At 35.4% G+C, this 22,371-nt stretch carries 17 protein-coding genes; 9 read left to right on the forward strand and 8 right to left on the reverse strand.

From position 1 onward, the window contains the following. Positions 1-39: 39 nt before the first annotated feature. The 6 genes from SIB89_RS10565 (at position 40) to SIB89_RS10590 (ending at position 9,176) form a co-directional block, all read left to right on the forward strand. On the forward strand, positions 40-834 hold the full coding sequence (locus tag SIB89_RS10565) for a DUF3108 domain-containing protein (protein WP_155088080.1): 795 nt from the start codon (positions 40-42) through the stop codon (positions 832-834). Positions 835-837: 3 nt separating this feature from the next. Then, on the forward strand, positions 838-1,770 hold the full coding sequence (locus SIB89_RS10570; RefSeq protein WP_412559751.1) for a tryptophan 2,3-dioxygenase family protein: 933 nt from the start codon (positions 838-840) through the stop codon (positions 1,768-1,770). A gap of 12 nt (positions 1,771-1,782) precedes the next feature. Beyond that, a complete protein-coding gene (locus SIB89_RS10575) occupies positions 1,783-3,102 on the forward strand; it encodes a M23 family metallopeptidase (RefSeq protein ID WP_273291408.1) in 1,320 nt (439 codons plus the stop codon). After that, the gene (gene pgi / locus SIB89_RS10580; protein WP_273291406.1) at positions 3,102-4,748 is read left to right on the forward strand and encodes a glucose-6-phosphate isomerase; all 1,647 of its coding nucleotides are present in this window, start codon (positions 3,102-3,104) and stop codon (positions 4,746-4,748) included. The genes SIB89_RS10575 and pgi overlap by 1 nt, the downstream gene beginning before the upstream one ends. Before the next feature lie 162 nt (positions 4,749-4,910). Continuing rightward, on the forward strand, positions 4,911-7,484 hold the full coding sequence (locus tag SIB89_RS10585; protein WP_273291404.1) for a TonB-dependent receptor: 2,574 nt from the start codon (positions 4,911-4,913) through the stop codon (positions 7,482-7,484). Positions 7,485-7,496: 12 nt separating this feature from the next. Further along, positions 7,497-9,176 (forward strand): choice-of-anchor J domain-containing protein, encoded by a 1,680-nt coding sequence (locus SIB89_RS10590; RefSeq protein WP_273291403.1) that lies wholly within the window; start codon positions 7,497-7,499, stop codon positions 9,174-9,176. Between the two features lie 69 nt (positions 9,177-9,245). On the opposite strand, the gene gldD is transcribed toward SIB89_RS10590, so the two are convergent. The 4 genes from gldD to mutY all read right to left on the reverse strand — a co-directional run bounded on the left by gldD (position 9,246) and on the right by mutY (position 12,733). Further along, on the reverse strand, positions 9,246-9,815 hold the full coding sequence (gldD, locus tag SIB89_RS10595) for a gliding motility lipoprotein GldD (RefSeq protein WP_273291401.1): 570 nt from the start codon (positions 9,813-9,815) through the stop codon (positions 9,246-9,248). Then, on the reverse strand, positions 9,812-11,131 hold the full coding sequence (locus SIB89_RS10600) for a gliding motility-associated protein GldE (RefSeq protein WP_155088086.1): 1,320 nt from the start codon (positions 11,129-11,131) through the stop codon (positions 9,812-9,814). Before SIB89_RS10600 ends, gldD begins: the two co-directional genes overlap by 4 nt. Before the next feature lie 22 nt (positions 11,132-11,153). Beyond that, a complete protein-coding gene (locus SIB89_RS10605) occupies positions 11,154-11,609 on the reverse strand; it encodes a single-stranded DNA-binding protein (protein ID WP_273291399.1) in 456 nt (151 codons plus the stop codon). Positions 11,610-11,683: 74 nt separating this feature from the next. Then, positions 11,684-12,733: an A/G-specific adenine glycosylase gene (gene mutY / locus SIB89_RS10610; protein ID WP_273291397.1), complete on the reverse strand. Its 1,050-nt coding sequence runs from the start codon at positions 12,731-12,733 to the stop codon at positions 11,684-11,686. A gap of 133 nt (positions 12,734-12,866) precedes the next feature. On the opposite strand from mutY, the gene SIB89_RS10615 reads away from it, so the two are divergent. After that, positions 12,867-13,157: an HU family DNA-binding protein gene (locus SIB89_RS10615; RefSeq protein ID WP_155088089.1), complete on the forward strand. Its 291-nt coding sequence runs from the start codon at positions 12,867-12,869 to the stop codon at positions 13,155-13,157. A gap of 323 nt (positions 13,158-13,480) precedes the next feature. Continuing rightward, positions 13,481-15,025: a ribonuclease E/G gene (locus SIB89_RS10620; RefSeq protein WP_155088090.1), complete on the forward strand. Its 1,545-nt coding sequence runs from the start codon at positions 13,481-13,483 to the stop codon at positions 15,023-15,025. A gap of 32 nt (positions 15,026-15,057) precedes the next feature. Here SIB89_RS10620 and SIB89_RS10625 read toward each other — a convergent pair whose 3' ends face one another. The 4 genes from SIB89_RS10625 to SIB89_RS10640 form a co-directional block, all read right to left on the reverse strand. Then, positions 15,058-15,576 carry a hypothetical protein gene (locus SIB89_RS10625; protein ID WP_273291395.1) on the reverse strand — a complete coding sequence of 173 codons (519 nt, stop codon included), beginning with the start codon at positions 15,574-15,576 and terminating at the stop codon, positions 15,058-15,060. Between the two features lie 6 nt (positions 15,577-15,582). Next, on the reverse strand, positions 15,583-16,620 hold the full coding sequence (locus tag SIB89_RS10630) for an aldo/keto reductase (protein ID WP_273291393.1): 1,038 nt from the start codon (positions 16,618-16,620) through the stop codon (positions 15,583-15,585). A gap of 306 nt (positions 16,621-16,926) precedes the next feature. Continuing rightward, positions 16,927-17,886 carry an OmpA family protein gene (locus tag SIB89_RS10635; RefSeq protein ID WP_273291391.1) on the reverse strand — a complete coding sequence of 320 codons (960 nt, stop codon included), beginning with the start codon at positions 17,884-17,886 and terminating at the stop codon, positions 16,927-16,929. Positions 17,887-17,916: 30 nt separating this feature from the next. Continuing rightward, entirely contained in the window at positions 17,917-18,678 is a 762-nt protein-coding gene (locus SIB89_RS10640; RefSeq protein ID WP_273291389.1) for an exodeoxyribonuclease III, read from the reverse strand. 190 nt (positions 18,679-18,868) lie between these two features. On the opposite strand from SIB89_RS10640, the gene SIB89_RS10645 reads away from it, so the two are divergent. Continuing rightward, complete coding sequence (locus SIB89_RS10645) at positions 18,869-22,300, forward strand: hypothetical protein (protein WP_412559752.1); 3,432 nt, start codon at positions 18,869-18,871, stop codon at positions 22,298-22,300. Positions 22,301-22,371: the final 71 nt, after the last annotated feature.

Genomic DNA, 22,371 nt, shown 5'->3' on the forward strand with positions numbered 1-22,371 from the left:
AACTGTATGTGACCGTCAAATTTCACTAGACAAAAACACATGAAATATATATTTACCATACTAGTTTTTCTTATCGGACTTAAGGCACCAAGCGTACAGAGTGAATCTGCTTTTCAATCTGGTGAGTGGTTTAAATTTAGAATGAGCTACAGTGGCTGGTTTAAAGCTGGTGAGGCGACATTAAAAGTTGATGAGAAAAAATTAAACGGAAAGTCCGTTTTTCATGTTGTGGGTAAAGGAAAGACCACAGGTCTTGCCAACGCTTTTTTTAAAGTAAGAGATAGATACGAAAGCTACTTTGATAAGGAAACAGGTGCACCATATAAATTTATTAGGAAAATTGATGAAGGTGGCCACACAAAAGACATAGAGATTGATTTTATTCACGAAGAGCAAAAAGCTATTGTCAATAACAAGAAGCATAAAAAGATAAAGACTATTTCAACAGAAAAAGATGTGCAGGATATGGTGTCCATGTACTATTATCTTAGAAACAGCATTGATATTTCTTCATTAAGTATTGGAGATGAAATAAAAACCAATATGTTTTTTGATGAAGAGAATTACGGTTTTAAGCTTAAATATTTGGGTAAGGAAACAATAAAGGTTGATGTTAATGGTTCTAAAGTTAGAGTTAAAACCTTAAAATTTAGACCTTACGTAATGGCAGGTAGAGTATTTAAGGAAGAAGAGAGTTTGACCTTGTGGGTGAGTGCTGATAAGAATAAAATTCCATTAAAGATCAAAGCAGACTTGGCCGTAGGATCACTACGTGCCGATTTAGTACAGTTTAAAGGGTTAAAACATACTTTCCCAATAGTATTAGATAATTAATTTATGCCAGACCAACCTAACTACAACGAGATTATTAAAGCGCTTCAAGAGAAGTACACCAAAATAGACCAAGATACAGATGACCATTTATACGGCTTGCTTTATAGCAAGCCGATTACATATTGGGATTATATACAAACCGATGCACTGTTAAACCTTCAGATTCAACGTACAACATTACCAGATGAGATGGTATTTATTGCCTATCATCAAATCAACGAGCTTATTTTTAAAATGATACTTTGGGAAATTTCCCAAGTGGCCGAAAAGGAAAATCTAGATGTGGTCTTTTTTGAAAATAAAATCATGCGCATTAGTCGTTATTTTGATATGCTCACAACTTCCTTTAATATCATGGGAGAAGGCATGGAAGTAGAGCAGTACATGAAGTTTAGATATACCTTGACTCCAGCAAGCGGATTTCAGAGTGCGCAGTACAGGTTAATAGAGTTTGCATCCACCGAATTAATCAACCTTATTGATTACAGATTTAGAAAAGATATTGATAGAAATACACCATTTACACACGCATTTGAACATCTATATTGGCAAGCTGCAGGAAAAGACCATAAAACAGGAAAAAAATCAACGCTTTTAATTAATTTTGAAAAGCGTTACAAAGACGAGTTCTTAAGATTTATGGAAACGTATAACACTAAAAATCTTTGGACACGTTTTAAAGAGTTGCCAGTTGAAGACCAAAAAGATAAGGACTTGGTAAAGGCAATGCGCCATTTTGACTATACGGTTAACGTTACTTGGGTAATGGCACATTATAACACAGCCAAGCACTACATAGATAGTGGTTTGGGTGACGGAGAAGCCACTGGTGGTAGTGACTGGAAAAAATACATGCATCCAAAATATCAAAAACGTATTTTTTTTCCAGACCTATGGACAGAAGAAGAATTAGAAAATTGGGGAAATAACATATAATTAGCATACTAAATGCAGTTAAAACAATTAATAGCAATAGTCGCAATTTTGGTATTTGCTTTTGCTTGTAAAGAAGACAATTCAGCGGAAGAAACTTACAATAAAGAGATAGCCGAAATAGCCGAAGAGGAAAAAATTCTTGAATTTGGTTTTGATCTAAAACAGTTCGAGTTTAAAAGAGATACCGTAAAAAAAGGAGATACTTTTGGTATTATTTTAGAGCGAAATAATGTGGGTTACCCTGAAATTTACCAAATAGCCGAAAAAGCAAAAGACACTTTTGATATTGCCACTAAGCTTCAAGTTGGTAAACCTTATACCTTATTGTTTTCTAAAGAGAATGCCAATGATAGTATTCAAAAACCAACAACATTTATCTATCAACAGAATCTAGAGGATTATGTGGTTATAGATTTTAAAGATTCCATTCAGGCCTATACAAGCACAAAGCCCATAACCTATGTCGAAAAAACAGCAACAGGCGTCATAGAAAATAACATTTCCCAAACTTTAGAAGAAAAAGGGTTGAGTCAAATGCTGGCATTTAAAATGGCTGATGATATCTACGCATGGACCATAGATTTTAGACGCCTACAACCAGGTGACCGATTTAAGGTAATTTATACGGATAAGTATATAAACGATAGTATATATGCAGGTGTTCATGATGTGAAAGCGGCATATTTTGAGCATAATGGAGATTCCCTCTACGCTTTTCGGTTTCAAACAGATTCTATAAAAGGTATTGTTGACTACTTTAACGAAGATGCCAAAAATTTACGTAGAGCATTTTTAAAAATGCCTGTTAAGTTTGGTAGATTATCTTCTCGATATAATTTAAATAGAAGAATAGCCTATTATGGTTACAAAGTTAGGCCACATAAAGGTACTGACTTTGCGGCATCGGTAGGCACACCAATTATGGCCACTGCAAATGGAACGGTCATAGAATCTACAAGACGAGGAGGTAACGGTAAGTATGTGAAGATTAGGCATAACGACACGTACACTACCCAATATTTACACATGAGTAAACAAGCGGTAAAAAAAGGACAATTTGTAAAACAAGGAGATATAATTGGATATGTTGGTATGACCGGTAATACAGGTGGTCCTCACGTATGTTATCGCTTTTGGAAAAATGGGAAACAAGTTGATCCGTTTAAACAAAAATTGCCAGAAGCAAAACCAATTTCAGATAGTTTAAAAGTGAAATACCTAGACTACATAAAGCCAATAAAACAGCAATTAGACAATATCTTTTTCTTGGAAGGCGAACCCAAAGATATGGAAAACACAATCACCGAAGATCAAATTACAGACATTCAATAATGGCATTGAAATCCACAAATCCGACTCAAACAGAATCCTGGAAAAAACTAGAAGAACATTTTGAAACGATTAAGTCCAAACACCTAAGAGAACTTTTTGCGGTAGACCCAAACAGAGCAAATAATTTAACTGTAAAGTGGGATGATTTTTATGTCGATTTTTCAAAAAATAGAATTACAAGCGAGACTTTAGATTTATTGTTGCAATTGGCTAATGATGTTGATTTAAAAGACGCTATTTCAAAATATTTTGAAGGGGATATTATCAACGCCACAGAAGGTAGGGCGGTTTTGCATACGGCATTAAGAGCAACAGAAGATACTGAGGTATTTGTTGATGGCGCTAATGTTATCCCAGAAGTTTTTGAGGTAAAACAGAAAATAAAAACTTTCACAAATTCAGTGGTCAACGGAACGCATAAGGGTTATACAGGTAAGGAAATAACAGACGTTGTTAATATAGGTATTGGTGGTTCTGATCTTGGACCTGCTATGGTTGTAGATTCACTTCAGTTTTATAAAAATCATCTCAACACTCATTTTGTTAGTAATGTTGATGGCGATCACCATAAAGAGCAAATTAAACATCTAAATCCTGAAACAACACTTTTTGTAATTGTTTCAAAAACCTTTACTACTCAAGAAACCTTATCCAATGCCAATTCCATTCGATCTTGGTTTTTAGAAAGTCAGCCAGAAGAAGCGGTTTCCAAACATTTTGTAGCTGTATCAACCAATATAGAAAGCGTAAAAGCATTTGGTATTGATGAAGCGAATATTTTTCCAATGAAAGATTGGGTGGGAGGACGTTTTTCTCTGTGGAGTGCTGTTGGACTATCAATAAGCTTAGCCTTAGGTTACAAAAATTTTGAAAGTCTGTTAAAAGGTGCCCAAAAAATGGATGAGCATTTTAGGACTTCAGATTTTAAAAGCAATATTCCTGTTATTTCGGCTTTATTAACTGTTTGGTACAATAACTTTTTTAATGCAGAAAGTGAAGCCATTATTCCTTATACACAATATTTAAATCAGTTTGCTACCTACCTTCAGCAAGGTATAATGGAAAGCAATGGCAAAAGTGTAGATAGGGACGGCAATCCTATTGATTATCAGACTGGAACAATAATTTGGGGAGAACCAGGTACAAACTCTCAACATGCCTTTTTTCAATTGATTCACCAAGGCACTAAATTAATTCCTGCAGATTTTATCGGTTTTGTAGAATCGCTTCACGGAAATAAAGACCATCACGATAAGTTAATGTCTAACTATTTTGCACAGACAGAAGCCTTAATGAATGGTAAAACAAAAGATGAGGTTTTATCAGAGTTGCAAGGGCAATCACTTACCAGCGAACAAATCAATAAGCTACTTGCTTTTAAAGTTTTTGAAGGCAATAAACCGACAACGTCAATACTGGCTCAAAAATTAACGCCAGAAAGTTTAGGAAAACTCATTGCATTCTACGAACACAAAATATTTGTCCAAGGAATTGTATGGAATATTTACAGTTACGATCAATTTGGAGTTGAGTTAGGCAAACAACTGGCAAAATCTTTACTTAACGAGCTAAATGATGAGCTAAATTCTTCAAAACACGACTCATCAACTCATAACTTAGTGGCTTTTTATAAAGAAAATCGTTAAAAACTGTTAAAAACTTTCTGAAAATTTAATTATGCACGCATAAAAATTGCGAAAAGTATAATTAAATTGCGCTGTTAAAATTCTTAACATTTAAGTAATATTACAATATAGTATAGTTGTAATTTTGCACCACTAAATGAAACCAATTAACTTAAATTTTATATGAAAAAATTTAATCAAATTTTAATTATTGCTGTTTTGGCCCTGTCCTCAACAGTTGCTCTAGCTCAGAGTGTAATTACGGGAAAAGTAATGGATGCCGAGCTAAATTCACCGCTTCCTGGTGCTAATATTGTAGAAAAAGGAACAACTAATGGAACAACTACCAATTTTGATGGTGATTTTTCCTTAACGGCTAATTCTGCCTCAGGTGAAATAGTAATCACTTATGTAGGTTATGTAAGTCAAACCATCACATTTGACGGTAACAAAGATTTAGGTACAATTGTACTTCAGTCTAGTGATGTTGGATTGGATGAAATTATGATTGTAGCTTCTATTGCTGTTGATAGAAAAACTCCTGTTGCAGTATCTACAGTAAAGGGAGCAGACATTCAATTAAAATTAGGAACCCAAGAATTTCCTGAAGTTTTAAAATCTACACCAGGTGTTTATGCTACAAAGTCTGGTGGTGGATTTGGTGATGGACGAATTAACTTACGTGGTTTCAGCTCAGAAAATGTTGCGGTAATGATCAATGGAGTTCCAGTAAACGACATGGAAAATGGTCGTGTTTTTTGGAGTAACTGGGCAGGCCTTGGTGATGTTACAAGTACAATGCAAGTACAAAGAGGTCTGGGTGCTGCGAGAGTAGCTGTACCTTCAATAGGTGGTACTATAAATATCTTAACCAAGACAACAGATGTAGAATCTGGAGGAAACTTAATGATGACCTTAGGTAACGATGGCTATCAAAAATTTGGTGTTACTTATTCGACGGGATTGATGGATAATGGTTTTGCTGCTACAGTATCTGCAGCTAAAACAGATGGTGATGGTTACGTAAGAGGAACTCAATTCAACGCAGTATCTTACTTTGTTAATGTCTCTAAAGAGATTAATGATCAACACAAATTGTCTTTTACTGCTTTTGGTGCTAAACAACGCCATGGCCAGAGACAAAACAGACATTTAATTGATACTTATAGAAGAAGTGAAGACGGGATTAAGTATAACTCAGATTGGGGTTACAAAAATGGTCAAGTAACTTTTATTGAAGATAACTTCTATCATAAACCACAAATTTCCTTGAACCATTATTGGGATATTAACGATAAAACAAGTGTTTCTACAGCTGCTTATGTTTCGTTCGGATCAGGTGGTGGAGGCGGAACTCTAGGAAGTGATGCTGAAACTCTAGGTGATGATGCAGATGGTAGATTTAAGTTTCAAAGCCCAGAGTATCGTATTGGTGTCCTAGGCCCTTTGGATTTTGATCGTATAGTTGATGAAAATATCGCTAATGGAGCAAATGGTTCTAGTGCAGCTTTAAGAGCGTCTCGTAATGATCATAATTGGTATGGTATATTGTCAACATTGAAATCTGATTTATCGGATGATTTAGTACTATTGGCAGGTTTAGACTGGAGAAGTTACACAGGAAAACACTTTAGAGAGGTAACAGACTTGTTAGGAGGTCAATTCATTATAAATGAAGATGATGTTAACAATCCAGATGGTGTCGCTAGAGTTGGCGACAAAGTAGCTTATAACAATGATGGAATCGTTGGATGGTTAGGTGCTTTCGGACAGTTAGAGTATGATATTAATGAGAATTTCAATACGTTTGTTGCGCTTAATGCGGCCAATACATCTTATAAAAGAATAGACTACTTTCAATACACTCCAGATAGCGATTTAAGGGAAACAGATCGTTACAACTTCTTCGCTTTTGGTGCAAAAGGTGGTGCAAATTATAGATTAACCAATGAGCACAATGTATTTGCTAACATCGGATATTTTCAAAGAGCACCAGATTTTGATGCGGTTTTCCCTAACTTTAACAATGAAGAGATTAACTCAGAAGCAGAAAATCAAAAGATCACAAGTTTTGAGTTGGGATATGGCTATAGAGGCGAGCGTTTATCAGCCAATGTAAACCTATACAGAACATCATGGCGAGACAGAACAGAAACACTTGCTTTTCAATTAAGTGCTGATGAAACAGGTTTTGCTAATATTTTAGGGGTAAATGCAATACATCAAGGTGTTGAGGTCGATTTTGTGTACAGAGCTACAGGCCAGTTAAACCTTACGGGAATGGTATCTTTAGGAGATTGGAGATGGGAAGAAAATGTAACTGATGTTAATATTTTAGATGAAGAGCAAAATGTAGTTGACGTCGTAAATTTATTCATAAAGGATGTCCCTGTTGGTGATGCTGCTCAGACCACTTTTGCCTTAGGTGCTGATTATAGATTTGGTGTTGATACGAGATTAACGGTAGATTATAACTACTTTGATCGCTTGTATGCGGATTTTGATCCAAGTGACAGAGGTGATGAGAATGCACCAGATCCATGGGAAGTTCCAGCTTACGGTGTTTTCGATGTTGCTATGACGCATGGTTTTGATTTTGGTAACTTTAGAGCCTCTTTAATAGCAAGAATGAATAATGTATTTAATACACATTACATTGCAGATGCTTTAGACGGTTCGGGCTCAAATGCTGAAACAGCTTTAGTTTATTATGGTTTTGGTAGAACATTCAGCGTAGGTGCAACCTTAAAATTTTAAAAAAATAGAAAAATGAAAAGAATAGTTTATTTATCATTCGCCCTTTTGGGTTTAGTTTTTACAGGTTGTAACCCTGTTGAAGATATTAATAGTGATCTTGCTGAACAAGCAGACCCTATTATTGGTACAGATGAGTTCACCCTTACATCAGACGATTATGCTGATCTTGTTGACCAAGGAGATGGTGAACCAGATTTTTACGAAATGTTTGAAGCATTCAATACAGTTGAAGAAGCTAGAGAACTCGTGCCATCATTGTTATCTGATAAATACCCGTTTTGGGGAGATGGATCGTCGGTAACTGTGAATTTTAATTTATTCGATGGTGATCCAGAAGATGTAAGTGTATTTACAGGTGCAGATATCTATAATTTGGAATCCAATGATTATCCTACGAGTAACAGCAACGCATTTTTGATGGGAGAAAATGTAGAAATGACATTAGAAGATATATTATCGAATGAGTTTCCTATGCCTACAGAGGGTCAAGTAGTAAGATTTGGATATAATAAGTTTACTGAGGCACCTGAAGTTGGTTTAGCTAGCGTTTATGAAGCTGCATTCCCTGCTGATTACGATGATTTTGAATTGGTTTCAATTTCTGGTCCAGATGCTCTAGGTTGGACTGTTGGTTCTGCAAATGTTCAAGGTTCTGGTTTTGATGGAGGTGCTAATGCTGTTGAAGAATGGTTGATATCGCCAGAAATTGATTTGTCAGGACAGACTGGCTTAACATTTCAAATTACCCAGGAGATTGATTTCTTAGGTGATCCTGATCTGATTGATATTTTGATATCTACAGATTATACAACTGGTACAGATCCTATGACAGCTACATGGACAGCTTTAGCCTTTGATAAAACAATTTATGGAAGTTTAACGACATCGGAGGATTTTGATTTTTCAGCTTATGATGGTGCAAACATTCATGTTGGTCTTAAATACAGTTCTACTGATTCAGATTCACCAAGATGGAGAGTTCAAGATTTCGCCATAAGAACTACTGGTTTCTCAGGACCTACAGAATCTTTATCTGCATACTACCAATACACAGATGGCTCTTGGGATGATGTAGATGGAGTTTATTATCTAAGTGCAGCAGATTATGATTCAATGGGCGAATCTTCAGGTCAACCTGGTCAGTTTAATAACTTTAGTGGTTCAGTGATGCCTCAGAATTATTTACCTCAGTTTTTAAGTATGCAATATCCATTTGCTCAAGAAGAAGATGAAATATTTGTTATTTATAGATTTTTCCAAGGAGGTGATGTGGGAACTGTAACTAAAGGAAATTTATATAGATTCATAAATGGGGAATGGACACCAAGTATTTCTTCATTACAATTTGGACTTGAGGATGGCATCTGGGTTCCAGATAATACTATAAGATATACACTTAATGCTGGTGATTATGGATTAATAGTAAGTCAATTAACAGGTATAGAGGGTTTTGAAGCAGCTGTTGATAACCTCGATAGTTTTGGTAATTTTAACAGAGCAGGTGGAAGTACTAATTGGTCAGACGAAATGATTCTAACGGCTCTTAATTTTGTTTTGGACAACTTGAACCCTAGTGCTGAAGAAGGACAAAAGTATATTGTAACAGTAGCAACATGGGCTCCTGGGAATTCAACGGAAGATTTTGCTGTTATCAAAGAAGGTGGTGAATGGGTTAGCCAAGTACCAGAGTAAAGATTCTTTGAAATTGAAATAAAAAAAGCAGCCCTTCGGCTGCTTTTTTTATGACTTAAGATTAAGTTTTTATTCTTTCCAATTTACAGATTCCATTATGCGCTTTATATCTTTTTTTAGATATTCTGAAGCCGGATAAATAGAATCGTAATTAGGTTTTGCATAAAAGTATAAAGACCCACTTAAAAAGTGATTAACGCTGTCTGTAACATAAAATTGAGATTGAGAAGCGGCATCTCCACCGACTTCATACAGCATACCATAGACCTTGTCTTTATTGTTTTCAAAAGGAACAGTTAAAATCTCATCTGCCTTAATAGTGTGCTTTTGGGTGAGATTTTGCGCATCTCTTAGCAAACTATCCAAATTATCGTTGCTTACAGTTTTATAAGTAAGGTATATGGTTGCTTTTAAAGCAGGATATTTTACATCCACACCTTTGGCGTTGCCAGACGATTTTACTTTACTGATTGGTTCAGACAATTTGTTTTTATCAAAAGTAAATGGGAGCGGTAAAATTGCCTTTTCATATGTAGCTTCAGGATATTCCAACCTTAGATAGCCTTTTGGCTTGGGTAGCGGATCGTCACCACAACCTAACATAAAAAGACTCAATATTGGTACCATTATACGCTTCATATATTTGACTTAAGCAAGGTTAATTTTATTTGTTTTATGCGTTTTCGTTCTAAAGCTTCAATAGTAAAAACGAAATTTTTAAAATTTATTTTACTACCTATTCTTGGGAAACCACCAGAAATTTCGAGAACAAAACCAGCTAAGGTTTCCGCCTCACCCTTTCTGCTTTCAAAATCCTCAGTTTCGTCTTCAATGCCAATAATTTTATAGACATCCTTTAAAGGGGTTTTACCTTCAAAACTATAATTGTTGTCGTCTAATTTGGTGTAGATTAAATCTTCGTCATCATACTCATCGCTAATATCACCTACAATTTCTTCAATAATATCTTCTAAGGATACCAGACCAGACGTCCCACCATATTCATCTACTACAACGGCAAGATGTACTTTTTTGTGTTGAAATTCGACCATTAAATCATCTAGTTTCTTGTTTTCTGGCACAAAAAACGGATCACGTAGAATGCTGGTCCAATCGAATGTTTTCTTATTTAAGTGAGGTAATAGATCTTTTACGTAGAGTACACCTTTTATCTTATCTATATTTTCTTCGTAAACAGGAATTCTAGAATAACCATTATCCACTATGTCTCTAATAATAGTCTCAAAAGGAGTATCGATATTTAGCGCAAATAAATCCATGCGCGGACGCATCACTTGTTTAGTGTCAGTGTTACCAAATGAAACAATTCCTTGTAATAATTTTTGCTCTTCTTGCGTCGTATTCTCGTGGTTTGTGAGCTCTAAAGCCTGTGATAACTGATCCACGCTAAGATTAGACGATTGTTTGCCAAATTTCTTCTGAATATTAAGCGTTACAAAACGCATTGGGAGACTGATTGGAGAAAAAATAACATCCAACACTTTTAGTGGTCTTGCCATAAATGAAGAAAACTTTACGCTATTTCTACTGGCGTATATTTTTGGGATAATCTCACCAAACAAAAGGATTAAGAATGTAGCTGAGACGACTTCTACCAAAAACCTCAAAAGTGCATGTGTAATGCTTCTAAAAAGTGTTTCACCTATAAAGGCAAATAAAAGAACAATAGCAATATTTATAAAGTTGTTTGCAACTAAAATAGTTGCTAATAGTTTTTTAGGGCGCTCCAACAGCTTAGCAATGATCTGCATTGCGGCAGAATTATTTTCCATGCCTTCATCTACATTAGATTTCGTTAAGGAAAATAATGCCACTTCGGCTCCAGATATCAGTGCTGAGCATCCAAGAAGTACAATAAGTAATATAACACTCGTAATAAACGAAGTGTTAGTGAGTAATAAATTTGAAATTAAAACCGTGGGTTCTGGATCCAAGATAAAATTATATTATATGAATTTAGAATGGTAAATCATCATCCTCTTCTGGGGCAACACTGTTCTGAGGTTGCTGTTGAGGTTGAGATGTTGGTTGGGCTTGAGCCTGCTGTTGCGGTTGCCCACCTTGCTGCTGTTCGTTCTTATTACTTAAGAACGTAAAGTCTGTACATTGAATTTCCGTAGAATAGCGCTCCATACCTTTATCATCTGTCCATTTTCTAGTTTTTATGCGACCTTCAATATAGACTTTATCTCCTTTACTCAGGTATTTTTCACAAATCTCAGCGGCTTTGTTTCTCACCACGATATTGTGCCACTCTGTATTAGAGACACGCTCGTTGGTTTGCTTGTTGGTGTAAGTTTCGTTGGTTGCCAATGGAAAACGACCGACACAATTTTTGTCGTCGAAATAATGCATTTTTACTTCATCTCCTAAATGCCCAATTAGCATTACCTTATTTAACGTTCCTGACATAATATGTTTGTTTTAGCTTGCAAAGTTACTCAATTTGATATCACTCCTTTAAAATTAAGAAAAAAATGTGATTTCTATATATTATTAAAATTGAAGGTGTTAATGAAATCACTAATTAGCACAGGTGTAGGATATAAATCAAGGTTTTTAACAGGTATAGACCCTTTGGGTAGTTCATTAATTTCAACAATCCAGAATTTAGTATAAAGATGCTGGTGAGATAATTTGTGGATGATGTCCGACTCGTTATATAGCCAATAATCAAACTTTAAACCTTTAAATAATTCCTCTTCTACATTTAAAAGATGAAACTCATTAGTTTTTAGGCTTCTTTTAGACTCAACTAAAGGAAATTGATATAGATTCTGCCAAATGCCCTTGCCAGTTCGTTTTTCTAACAATGTGTTTTTGTTTTGGTCAACACAAACTAAAAAATTGAAGTATTTGTTAGTGACTTTGGTTTTCTTCAGTTTAACGGGAAGCGTTTCTACTAAACTTTTCTGCAAGGCAACACAACTGTCTTGTAAAGGACAAATGGAGCAATCAGGATTTTTGGGCTTGCACTGCCTTGCACCAAATTCCATAATGGCTTGGTTAAAGGTCGCCGGCTGTTCTCTATCTATTAAAGAGGACGCCAATTTTTTAAATTCTTTAGTACCTGAAGTAGAATTTATAGGAGTATCAATTCCGAAGTAACGCGATAAAACTCTATATACGTTACCATCTACTACTGCGGCAACTTCATTAAAGGCTATTGAGGCAATGGCACTAGCTGTATAATCACCAACACCTTTTAATTTTAATAGGTCTTTATAATTGTTTGGAAACTCACCGTCTAAATTAAAAGCAATGTGCTTTGCTGTGGTATGTAAATTGCGAGCTCTAGAATAATAACCCAAGCCTTGCCATAGTTTTAAAACCTCTTGCTCACTGGCGTTTGCAAGGTCAAAAATTGTGGGATAGGTTTTAACAAAAGTTTCATAATATGGCAACCCTTGCTTAACTTGGGTTTGCTGTAAAATAATTTCTGAAAGCCAAATGTAATATGGATTTTTGGTATTTCTCCAAGGTAAATCTCGTTTATTGTTTGAATACCAGTTAGTTAGTTTTTTGTTAAAATCCATTAGGTTTTTAATTGATGGAGCAAAATTAAATCTTTATCACGTTAAATTTTAATTAATTACGCTTGAAATATTGAAATTAAATTACATATATTTGCATCCCTTAGAATTTATAGTAACCCTAAAACTAATAACAATGACAAAAGCCGATTTAGTAGCTAAAATATCTGATAAATTAGGTATCGAGAAAGGTGACGTACAAGCTACGGTAGAAACTTTTATGGAAGAAGTAAAATCATCTTTAGAAGGTGGTGACAACGTGTATTTAAGAGGTTTCGGAAGTTTTATTATTAAAACAAGAGCTGAAAAAACTGGTCGTAACATTTCAAAAAACACTACGATTAAAATCCCAGCTCACAACATACCAGCTTTTAAACCAGCTAAAGTATTTTTAGAAGGTGTAAAAACTAATGTTGAAGTCAACTAAAGACATTAAAAAAAATATTAATTTAAAAAAGCATTATTTATTATGCCAAGTGGTAAAAAAAGAAAAAGACACAAGGTAGCGACGCATAAGCGTAAGAAACGTAGACGCGCTAATCGTCACAAAAAGAAATAAGCTGAGGAAAAGTAGTTTTAAAAACTACTTTTTTCAGTTTTAAGAAACGTTCTTTGATATAGAATTTAAGCACATTTAATAGAGTGTACTTAAGTTTGCTGGATAATCCTGATAAACAATCAGGAATCCTGTGTCAATTAATTAAGTAAAATCCATCTGTCCTAATTAAAGGATGGATATAAATTAACATTATGAACAAGGAATTAATCGTAAGATCGAGTTCAGATATTGTTGATTTTGCCTTATTAAAAGATGGAAAACTTATTGAATTACATAAAGACGAAGAGGATAATAACTTCGCGGTTGGCGATATTTTTATTGCCAAAATACGTAAGGTTATGCCAGGTTTAAATGCCGCGTTTGTCAACGTTGGCTATGAGAAAGATGGTTTTTTACACTATCACGATCTAGGACCTAAACTTCCTTCACTTTTAAAATTCATTAAACGTGTAAGCACAGGAAAATTAAGAGATTATACGCTCAAAAACTTTCCGTTTGAAAAAGATTTAGATAAGCATGGCGCTATTGCCAATGCTTTAAAATCCAATCAATCAATTTTAGTACAAGTAGTAAAGGAGCCTATTTCCACTAAAGGGCCTCGCATTAGTTCAGAATTGTCTATTGCAGGTAGATACATAGTCTTGGTGCCGTTTTCTAACCGTATTTCAATTTCACAAAAAATTGAATCGCAAGAAGAAAAAGACCGTTTAAAAAGACTTGTAAAAAGTATCACGCCTAAAGGATTTGGTGTTATTATTCGTACTGTAGCTGAAGGCAAAAAAGTTGCCGAGCTAGACAGTGATTTACAGAATTTGCTGACAAGATGGACAGCAATGTGTAAAAAATTGTACAAGGCACATCACCCAACAAAAGTACTTGGTGAAATGAACAAAGCATCCTCTATTTTAAGGGATATTTTTAATGATTCATTTTCTGGTATCGTTGTGGATGACGAGGAATTGTACATACAAATAAAAGATTACGTGCAACAGATTGCACCGAAAAAAGAGTCTATTGTGAAGTATTACAAAAACGGAATTCCGATTTATGAAAAATTTGGTGTAGAACGCCAAATAAAAACATCGTTTGGAAAAACCGTTTCTATGGCAAAAGGAGCGTACTTGGTTATAGAACATACCGAAGCTATGCATGTTATAGATGTAAACAGTGGTAACCGTTCTAATAAAGAAAAAAGCCAAGAAGCCACAGCTTTAGAAGTCAACTTAATCTCTGCCGCAGAAATTGCCCGCCAATTGCGTTTACGCGATATGGGAGGCATCATCGTTATCGACTTTATCGATATGGGACGTGCAGAGAATCGAAAAAAGCTTTACAACTTTCTCAGAGATGAGATGAAAGACGACAAAGCAAAGCACAAAATATTGCCGCCGAGTAAGTTTGGGTTAGTGCAAATCACCAGACAGCGCGTTAGGCCAGAGCGCAATATTAAAACAAAAGAACAAAATCCTAATCTTGTAGGTGGAGACGAAATCGAAGCACCAATTAAAGTGGTGGAACGTATTAAGCAAGACCTCGAAAGGATTCTTAAAAAAGACTATAAAAAGATAACGCTAAATGCGCATCCATTTATAGCAGCCTTTTTAACCAAAGGGTATCCATCAGTACGTACAAAGTGGTTCTTTGAACACAAAAAATGGGTAAAAGTTTTACCTAGAGATGCTTACACTTATCTTGAATACCATTTCTTTGACAAGGATGGTAACAAAATCACATAATATCTATTAGAAAGAAAAGCCCAATTGAATTATCAATTGGGCTTTTTGTTTTTAAGTCGTTTTCTATATTTATACTTCCATATTAATGAATACAACTTCAATTTTAATCTATGTCGTTTCCAATTAATATTGAATTTCTCTCCTTTTTTATGCCATGGAGGTAAAGAAACTCCGATATGGAAAGGTGGAAATTTATCAACCTTTTTATTTAACTGCTCTTCCTTTCGAAATCTCCTCGAGCAAGTTAAATTTATCAAAGTTCTTTTTTTAAAAGAATGAGAAATTTCAGCATTTATCCAAAGAGGTGTCAATCCAAAATCATACAATAAATCAATAGTTTGTTGAATAGACTGAGGCTTTCCTTTTGATAAATTAATTTGTTCTAACTTGAATAGTTCTCTTTCATTTAAATGATTACTTGCTAATCTAGAACTGGGTTCAATTAAATATTCAACGTTTTTAGAGATTGAATTGGTGACCATCGTCTGTGTGAATTCAATCAATTCCCGCGTTGATTCTATTAGTCTATATTCAAACTCAGTTTTATCCATTCGCAATCATGTAGCAGGATTAGGAATCTCCTCATGCACTTTATTGATTGCTTTCATCAAGTCTTCTGATAATGACATATTAATGCTATCTATATTTTCTTTTAATTGCTCTAGAGAAGTCGCACCAATAATATTACTTGTTAAAAACGGACGCTCATTAACAAAGGCTAAGGACATTTGTGCTAAGGTCATATTATTGTCTTCTGCGATTTTTAGATAACGTTTTGTGGCTTCAGTAGATTGCTCACTACTATAACGTGAAAAACGTGGAAACAAATTTAACCTCGAGTTTGCCTGGTCCGTGCCTTTAATATATTTACCCGATAACACACCACATGCCATTGGCGAGTAGGCTAAAAGCCCAATATTTTCGCGATGTGAAATTTCTGCCAAATCATTTTCAAAAGACCTGCACACTAAGGAGTACGCATTTTGTATCGTAATCATTCTTGGTAAATTGTTATACTTAGACTCTTCCAAATAGCGCATCGTTCCCCAACCGGTTTCATTTGAGAGCCCAACCTGTCTTATTTTCCCGGATTTAATCAGCTCATCGAGATTATGAAGGACTTCATTAAAGTTATCTTCCCATTTCTCATTTGGGTTATGCTTATAATCACGTTGCCCAAAGGTGTTGGTGTTACGCTCTGGCCAATGCAGTTGGTATAAATCTATATAATCGGTTTGCAGTCGTTTTAAACTGTTATCTACAGCTTCATTTAGAGCGTCTTTACTAAATCCAGTTGTTCTGATATGTGCGGTGTAATCGCCTGGCCCTGCAATCTTGGTTGCTAACACCACCTTATCTCTATTACCGGTTTTTGTAAACCAATTGCCTATGATGCGCTCGGTTTCAGCATAAGTTTCTGCGTTTGCTGGTACAGGATAAAGTTCAGCCACATCAAAGAAATTAACGCCTTTGTCCAAGGCCATGTCCATTTGGGCAAAGCCTTCGTCTTGGGTGTTTTGGTTGCCCCAGGTCATGGTGCCAAGGCAAATTTTACTAACTTTTATATTGGTGTTGGGTAGTGTTGTGTATTTCATGTTCACTTCCCACGAAAGTGGGAATCTCTTTTTAGTTAAACTTTTATTTTGTCATCCTGTCCCGAAATTTCGGGAGTATTCAGGATCTCATCTACATATCTACAGTTGCACTTCGACAAGCTCAGTGTGATACCGTTGATTTAATTTATGATTATACAAACAAATATAACAAGACCTCACAGGTTTCTAAAACCTGTGAGGTCTAAATCTGTGTTAATAAGTCATTGCGAGGAACGAAGCAATCTTATGAATGGTTGATAATATACTAATTATGAGATTGCTTCGTTCCTCGCAATGACAACTTGTTTATATCTCATTCAACAACTTAGAAATTTCATCTAATTTTGGCGTTAAAATCACCTCAATACGTCTGTTCTTTGCTCTGCCTTCAGCTGTATCATTAGTAGCTATTGGTGCATACTCTCCACGACCAGCAGCAGTTAAGTTTTCAGGATTGATAGATGAATTTTCCCTAAGAATATTAACGATGGCTGTAGCGCGTTTGGTGGATAAATCCCAGTTACCACTCAACTGGGCGTTGCCTTTGTAAGGTACGTTATCAGTATGGCCTTCAATTAAAATAGCGATATCTGGATTTTCGGCCAATACACTTCCCAATTGCTGTACGGCTTTACGACCTTCAGTGCCTACGGACCAACTACCAGATTGAAACAGGAGTTTATTTTCCATAGAAATATAGACCTTGCCATCCCGCTGTTCAACCGTTAAGCCTTTACCTTCAAAATTGGTTAGCGCTTTAGAAATTGCATTTTTAAGAGCACTCATACTGGCATCTTTGGCCGCTATAACATTTTCTAGTTCAGCAACACGTTTGGATCTATTTTCGAGTTCTTTTTTCAACTTTTCCAATCGCTCATTTTCAGCAGCTAGTGCTTGCTCTTTGGCTTCAAGTTGCGCTAACAGTTCTCTGTTCTTTTTTGAGTTTTTTGCAATTTCGGCAGAACTGTTTTGTTCTAAAGCGTCGTAGGATGCTTTTAGATTATCGAGATTAGATTTTGTTGCCGCATAATCGCTTTGCAATTTATCACGTTCGGCAACAGCTTTGTCGTAGGCTTGTTGCAGCGCGTCTAAGTCATTGGATAGTTTGTTTTTATCAGCATTAAGGGTTTCAACTTCATCAGTTAAATTTCTATTTTCCTTTTTGAGATTGGCATACTTAGTTTCAAGATCTGTGTATATTTTTTTTGATACACACGATGAGAAAAGGGTAAGTGCCAGTGCTATTAATGAAATTCTTTTTATCATGCTATAAGTTGTTAAGTTGTTGATTTGATTTTAAATATCTAATTCTAATAATATAGGACAATGGTCGCTATGTACAGCTTCAGTGAGTATAACGCTTCGTTTTATCTTTTCTTGTAAAGGTTCACTAACCATGGCATAATCTAATCGCCAACCTTTGTTATTGGCTCTGGAATTAGCTCTGTAGCTCCACCACGAAAATTCTTGTTTTTCTGGGTGTAAATGGCGGTAACTATCAATAAATCCGCTATCAATAAAATTGCCCAACCATTCGCGTTCTTCTGGTAAAAAACCAGACACTCCTTTCATTTTTGGGTTATGGATGTCAATTTCTTCATGACAAATATTGTAATCTCCGCAAACGACAAGATTTGGTTTTTCTTTTTGAAGTTCATTGAGATATTCATGGATCATATTCATATATTCAAACTTATGAGCTAATCTGGCGTCATTGGTCCCAGAAGGTAAATACATGCTCATCACAGAAACGTTATCATAATCTACCCTTAGGTTACGACCTTCAAAATCCATGGATTCAATGCCTGTTCCAAATTCAATGTGATTGGGTTTTGTTTTGCATAAAATAGCGACACCACTATACCCTTTTTTTTGAGCGCTGAACCAGTAGTTGTACTCATAACCAGCATCGGTAAATAAGTCTAAATCCAACTGCTCTTCCATGGCTTTAATTTCTTGAAGACATATGACATCTGGGTTTGTGGCTTTAAGCCAATCTATGAACCCTTTGTTAATTGCTGCTCTAATACCATTGACGTTGTAGGATGCTATTTTCATACACATTTCCCGTGAAAACGGGAATCTTTTTAATTAAACTTAGATTCCATAAGGACTTCGACTGCGCTCAGTCTGACAGACTAATGTCTTATTATCGGTCTAAATTAAATAATACCCTACTTTTACACTATTATTTTGAGGCTATTTTAACAATAAAATAATCGAGGGTTTTAATAGTTATTATTCTACAATGAAGCATACGCTACTTTTTCTATTGCTACTGAGTTCTTTTTTGGGTGTTGCCCAAGAGAATGCTGGTAATTACAAGAAAAAGCGTTTGGCCGTAAAGGATACAATTAAAATTGATTCGTTAAGTATTAACCCTTCTAAATTTATTGTAAAAACGAAAGACGGAAAGATTTTGGATTCTACACTTTATGTCGTGGATTATTCAAAATCAATTTTGAGGTTTAAACAATCTATTGACGTAGATACGATTCAAGTTGAATATTTACGTTACCCTGAATTTTTAACCAAGGTTTATCGGCAGTTGGATGACGATGTCATTGTCGATCGCTCAGGTCCTGGCACAGAGGCCTTGTACAAACTCGAAAACACCAATAAACGGAATGCATTCACGCCTTTTGATGGGTTAACGACTTCCGGAAGCATTTCTAGAGGAGTAACTATTGGAAATAATCAGAATTCGGTATTGAATAGCGAATTAGACCTTCAGATTTCGGGTAAATTAAGTGATAAGGTATCTTTAAGAGCATCCATACAGGATGCTAATATCCCTTTGCAAGAAAGTGGATATTCCCAACGTTTGGATGAATTTGATCAGGTATTTATAGAACTTTTTAGCGATAACTGGAATATACGAGCAGGAGATATCGATTTGGTGAATACCAACAGTTATTTTGCCAATTTTTCTAAGCGTGTACAAGGTTTGTTGGTCAATGCCAACATAAGTGAAAAAACGTCTGTTTTTGCTTCGGGTGCTTTGGTGCGAGGGCAATTTACGACTACGCAATTTACAGCTCAAGAAGGCAATCAAGGGCCTTATAAATTACGTGGTCCCAATAATGAACTCTTTGTGCTCATTGTTTCTGGTAGCGAAACGGTTTACGTCAATGGCGTGCCTTTAGAACGTGGGGAAAACAACGATTATATTATCGATTATAATGCAGGTGAAATCATTTTCAATTCTACATTTCCGATAACTTCCGAAATGCGAATTACAGTCGATTACCAATTCAGTGAACGCAATTATTCAAGATTTACGGTTTTTGGTGGCAGTTCTTATAACACCGAAAAGTTAAACTTAAACGTTTCTGTGTATTCTGAAAGTGATGCTAAAAATCAACCGTTGCAACAAAACCTCTCCACTGAGCAGACTCAGATTTTAGCTGATGCAGGAGATGACAGAAGTTTAATGGTAGCTCCGTCAGCAACACCAGAATCGTTTTCTGAAAACAGAATTCTATACCGTAAAGACATTGTTGGAGGTGAGGAAGTATTTGTGTTTTCCCAAAATCCAGAGGATGAACTCTTCAGTGTACGCTTTACGTTGGTGGGCACTAACCAAGGAAATTATGTGCTGAGCAACGATAATGCCGTGAGCAATATTTTTGAATATGTAGCACCAATTGCAGGAGTGCCACAGGGAAATTATGAACCTATTACGCAACTGGTGGCTCCGGAGCGTTTACAGATTGCAGTGTTGAACGGCCGTTATCAACCTACAGAAAGAACAGATGTATTTTTTGAATTGGCAGGAAGTAAAAATGATGCCAATTTGTTTTCGAACATAGATGATGACGACAATAATGGCTTTGCAGGAAAACTGAAAGTCAATCAAAAATTGATAAAATCGGATAGCCTTTGGAATTTATCCGCCTTGGTAGATGCAGATTTTATCCAAAAGGATTTTAGAACGATACAACGTTTATACAGAGCGGAATTTAATCGTGATTGGAATTTAGAGAACGATAATAGAGATGATCAAGGTAATTTTAACTTTGGTAATCAGCTTTTGTTAACTTCAGGATTAAAACTCTCACATGCTAAGAAAGGCATAGCCGTCTATAATTTTGAGTACTTAGATTATGCCAATAATTTTAATGGCAATCGACATAACGTGACCGCTAATTTGCGCTTGGGGAATTTTAGGATATTTTCAAATTCGAGTTTCCTCAAAAGCGAAAGTACTATTAACCGTTCCGCATTTTTAAGATCTTTTAATCGTGTGATCTATGGAAAAAACAAGAAATGGGCAGGAGTAAAATTTGCTGCGGAAGACAATGAGCAAACCGTTATTTCATCGGATTCCTTAACACCATTAAGTCAAAGGTTTAAAGCCTATGAAGCTTTTGTTGGTATTGGTGACAGTACTAAGGTGTATGCTGAAGTGGGTTATATAAAACGTTTCAATGACAGTTTGAGAAATAATTCTTTAGAGCGAGTCAACAACTCAAACACGTATTATTTAAAGTCGCGTTTGATTCAGAATAAAAGTACCAACCTTCAGTTGTTTGTCAATTATAGGGATTTAAAATCTGAAGATCCAGATTTTGAAGATGAACAAAGCTTGAACAGCCGTTTAAATTACAATCAGAAATTATTCAATAACCTTATCGTTTGGAACTCGAGTTTTGAAACCAATTCGGGCACATTGCCGCAACAAGATTTTACTTATGTTGAGGTTGAGGCTGGGCAAGGGGCTTACACTTGGATAGATTATAATGAAAACGGCATACAAGAACTCAATGAATTTGAAATAGCACAATTTGCCGACCAGGGGAATTATATTAGAGTACTATTGCCTAACCAAGTTTTTGTGAGAACACATCAAAACCGATTAAGCCAAACTTTGACCATTAATCCTATACAATGGAGCCAATCTAAAAATAAGACGAGAAAGTTCTTCTCTCATTTTTATAATCAGACCTCATATTTAGTGGATAGAAAGGTAAGGCGCGAAGGCAATAATTTTAATCTCAACCCTTTTAAAGATGATGAAGACAATCAATTGGCCTTAAACAATAGTGTACGAAATGTGTTGTTTTACAATAGAGGGAAGCAACGTTACACAACATCTTATACGTATTTGACCAACACAAGTCGTAATTTGTTATCCATAGGTTTTCAAGAAAATAAATTGACCAATCACCAGTTAAACTTCAATCATAAATTCGAGACCAATTGGCTAGTAAATGCTTTAGCTAGTTTTGGTACGGATGAAAGCATTAGTGAAAATTTTGCCAATCGTAATTTTAATATTGAAGAAGAACGCTTTCAGCCTAAATTATCTTATTTATTCAGTGAAAATGCACAGTTTGATATCTTTTATCAATACACCTCAAAGAGTAATACCATAGGAAGTTTAGAGACCTTATCCCAAAACAACTATGGTCTGTCGTTCACATATAACAATGCCCAAAAAATTGCCTTAACTGGTGAGTTTAACTTTTTTCAAAATGAGTTTGAAGGCAATGCTAACACACCAGTCGCCTATCAAATGCTAGAAGGTTTACAACCAGGAAAAAACTTCACGTGGAGCTTATTGGCGCAAAAGAAACTGACCAAATTTTTAGATTTGAATTTGAATTACTTCGGTAGAAAAACAGAGACTTCTAAGACCATTCATACAGGCACGATTCAGTTAAAGGCTTATTTTTAAAAATAAAGAGATTTCTTACGCAACCATTGTAATAGTTTTGTATCTATGTGGTATAATTGCTGTCGTAATTA

This window comes from Winogradskyella sp. MIT101101, assembly GCF_047126865.1.
GTDB lineage: Bacteria > Bacteroidota > Bacteroidia > Flavobacteriales > Flavobacteriaceae > Winogradskyella > Winogradskyella ouciana.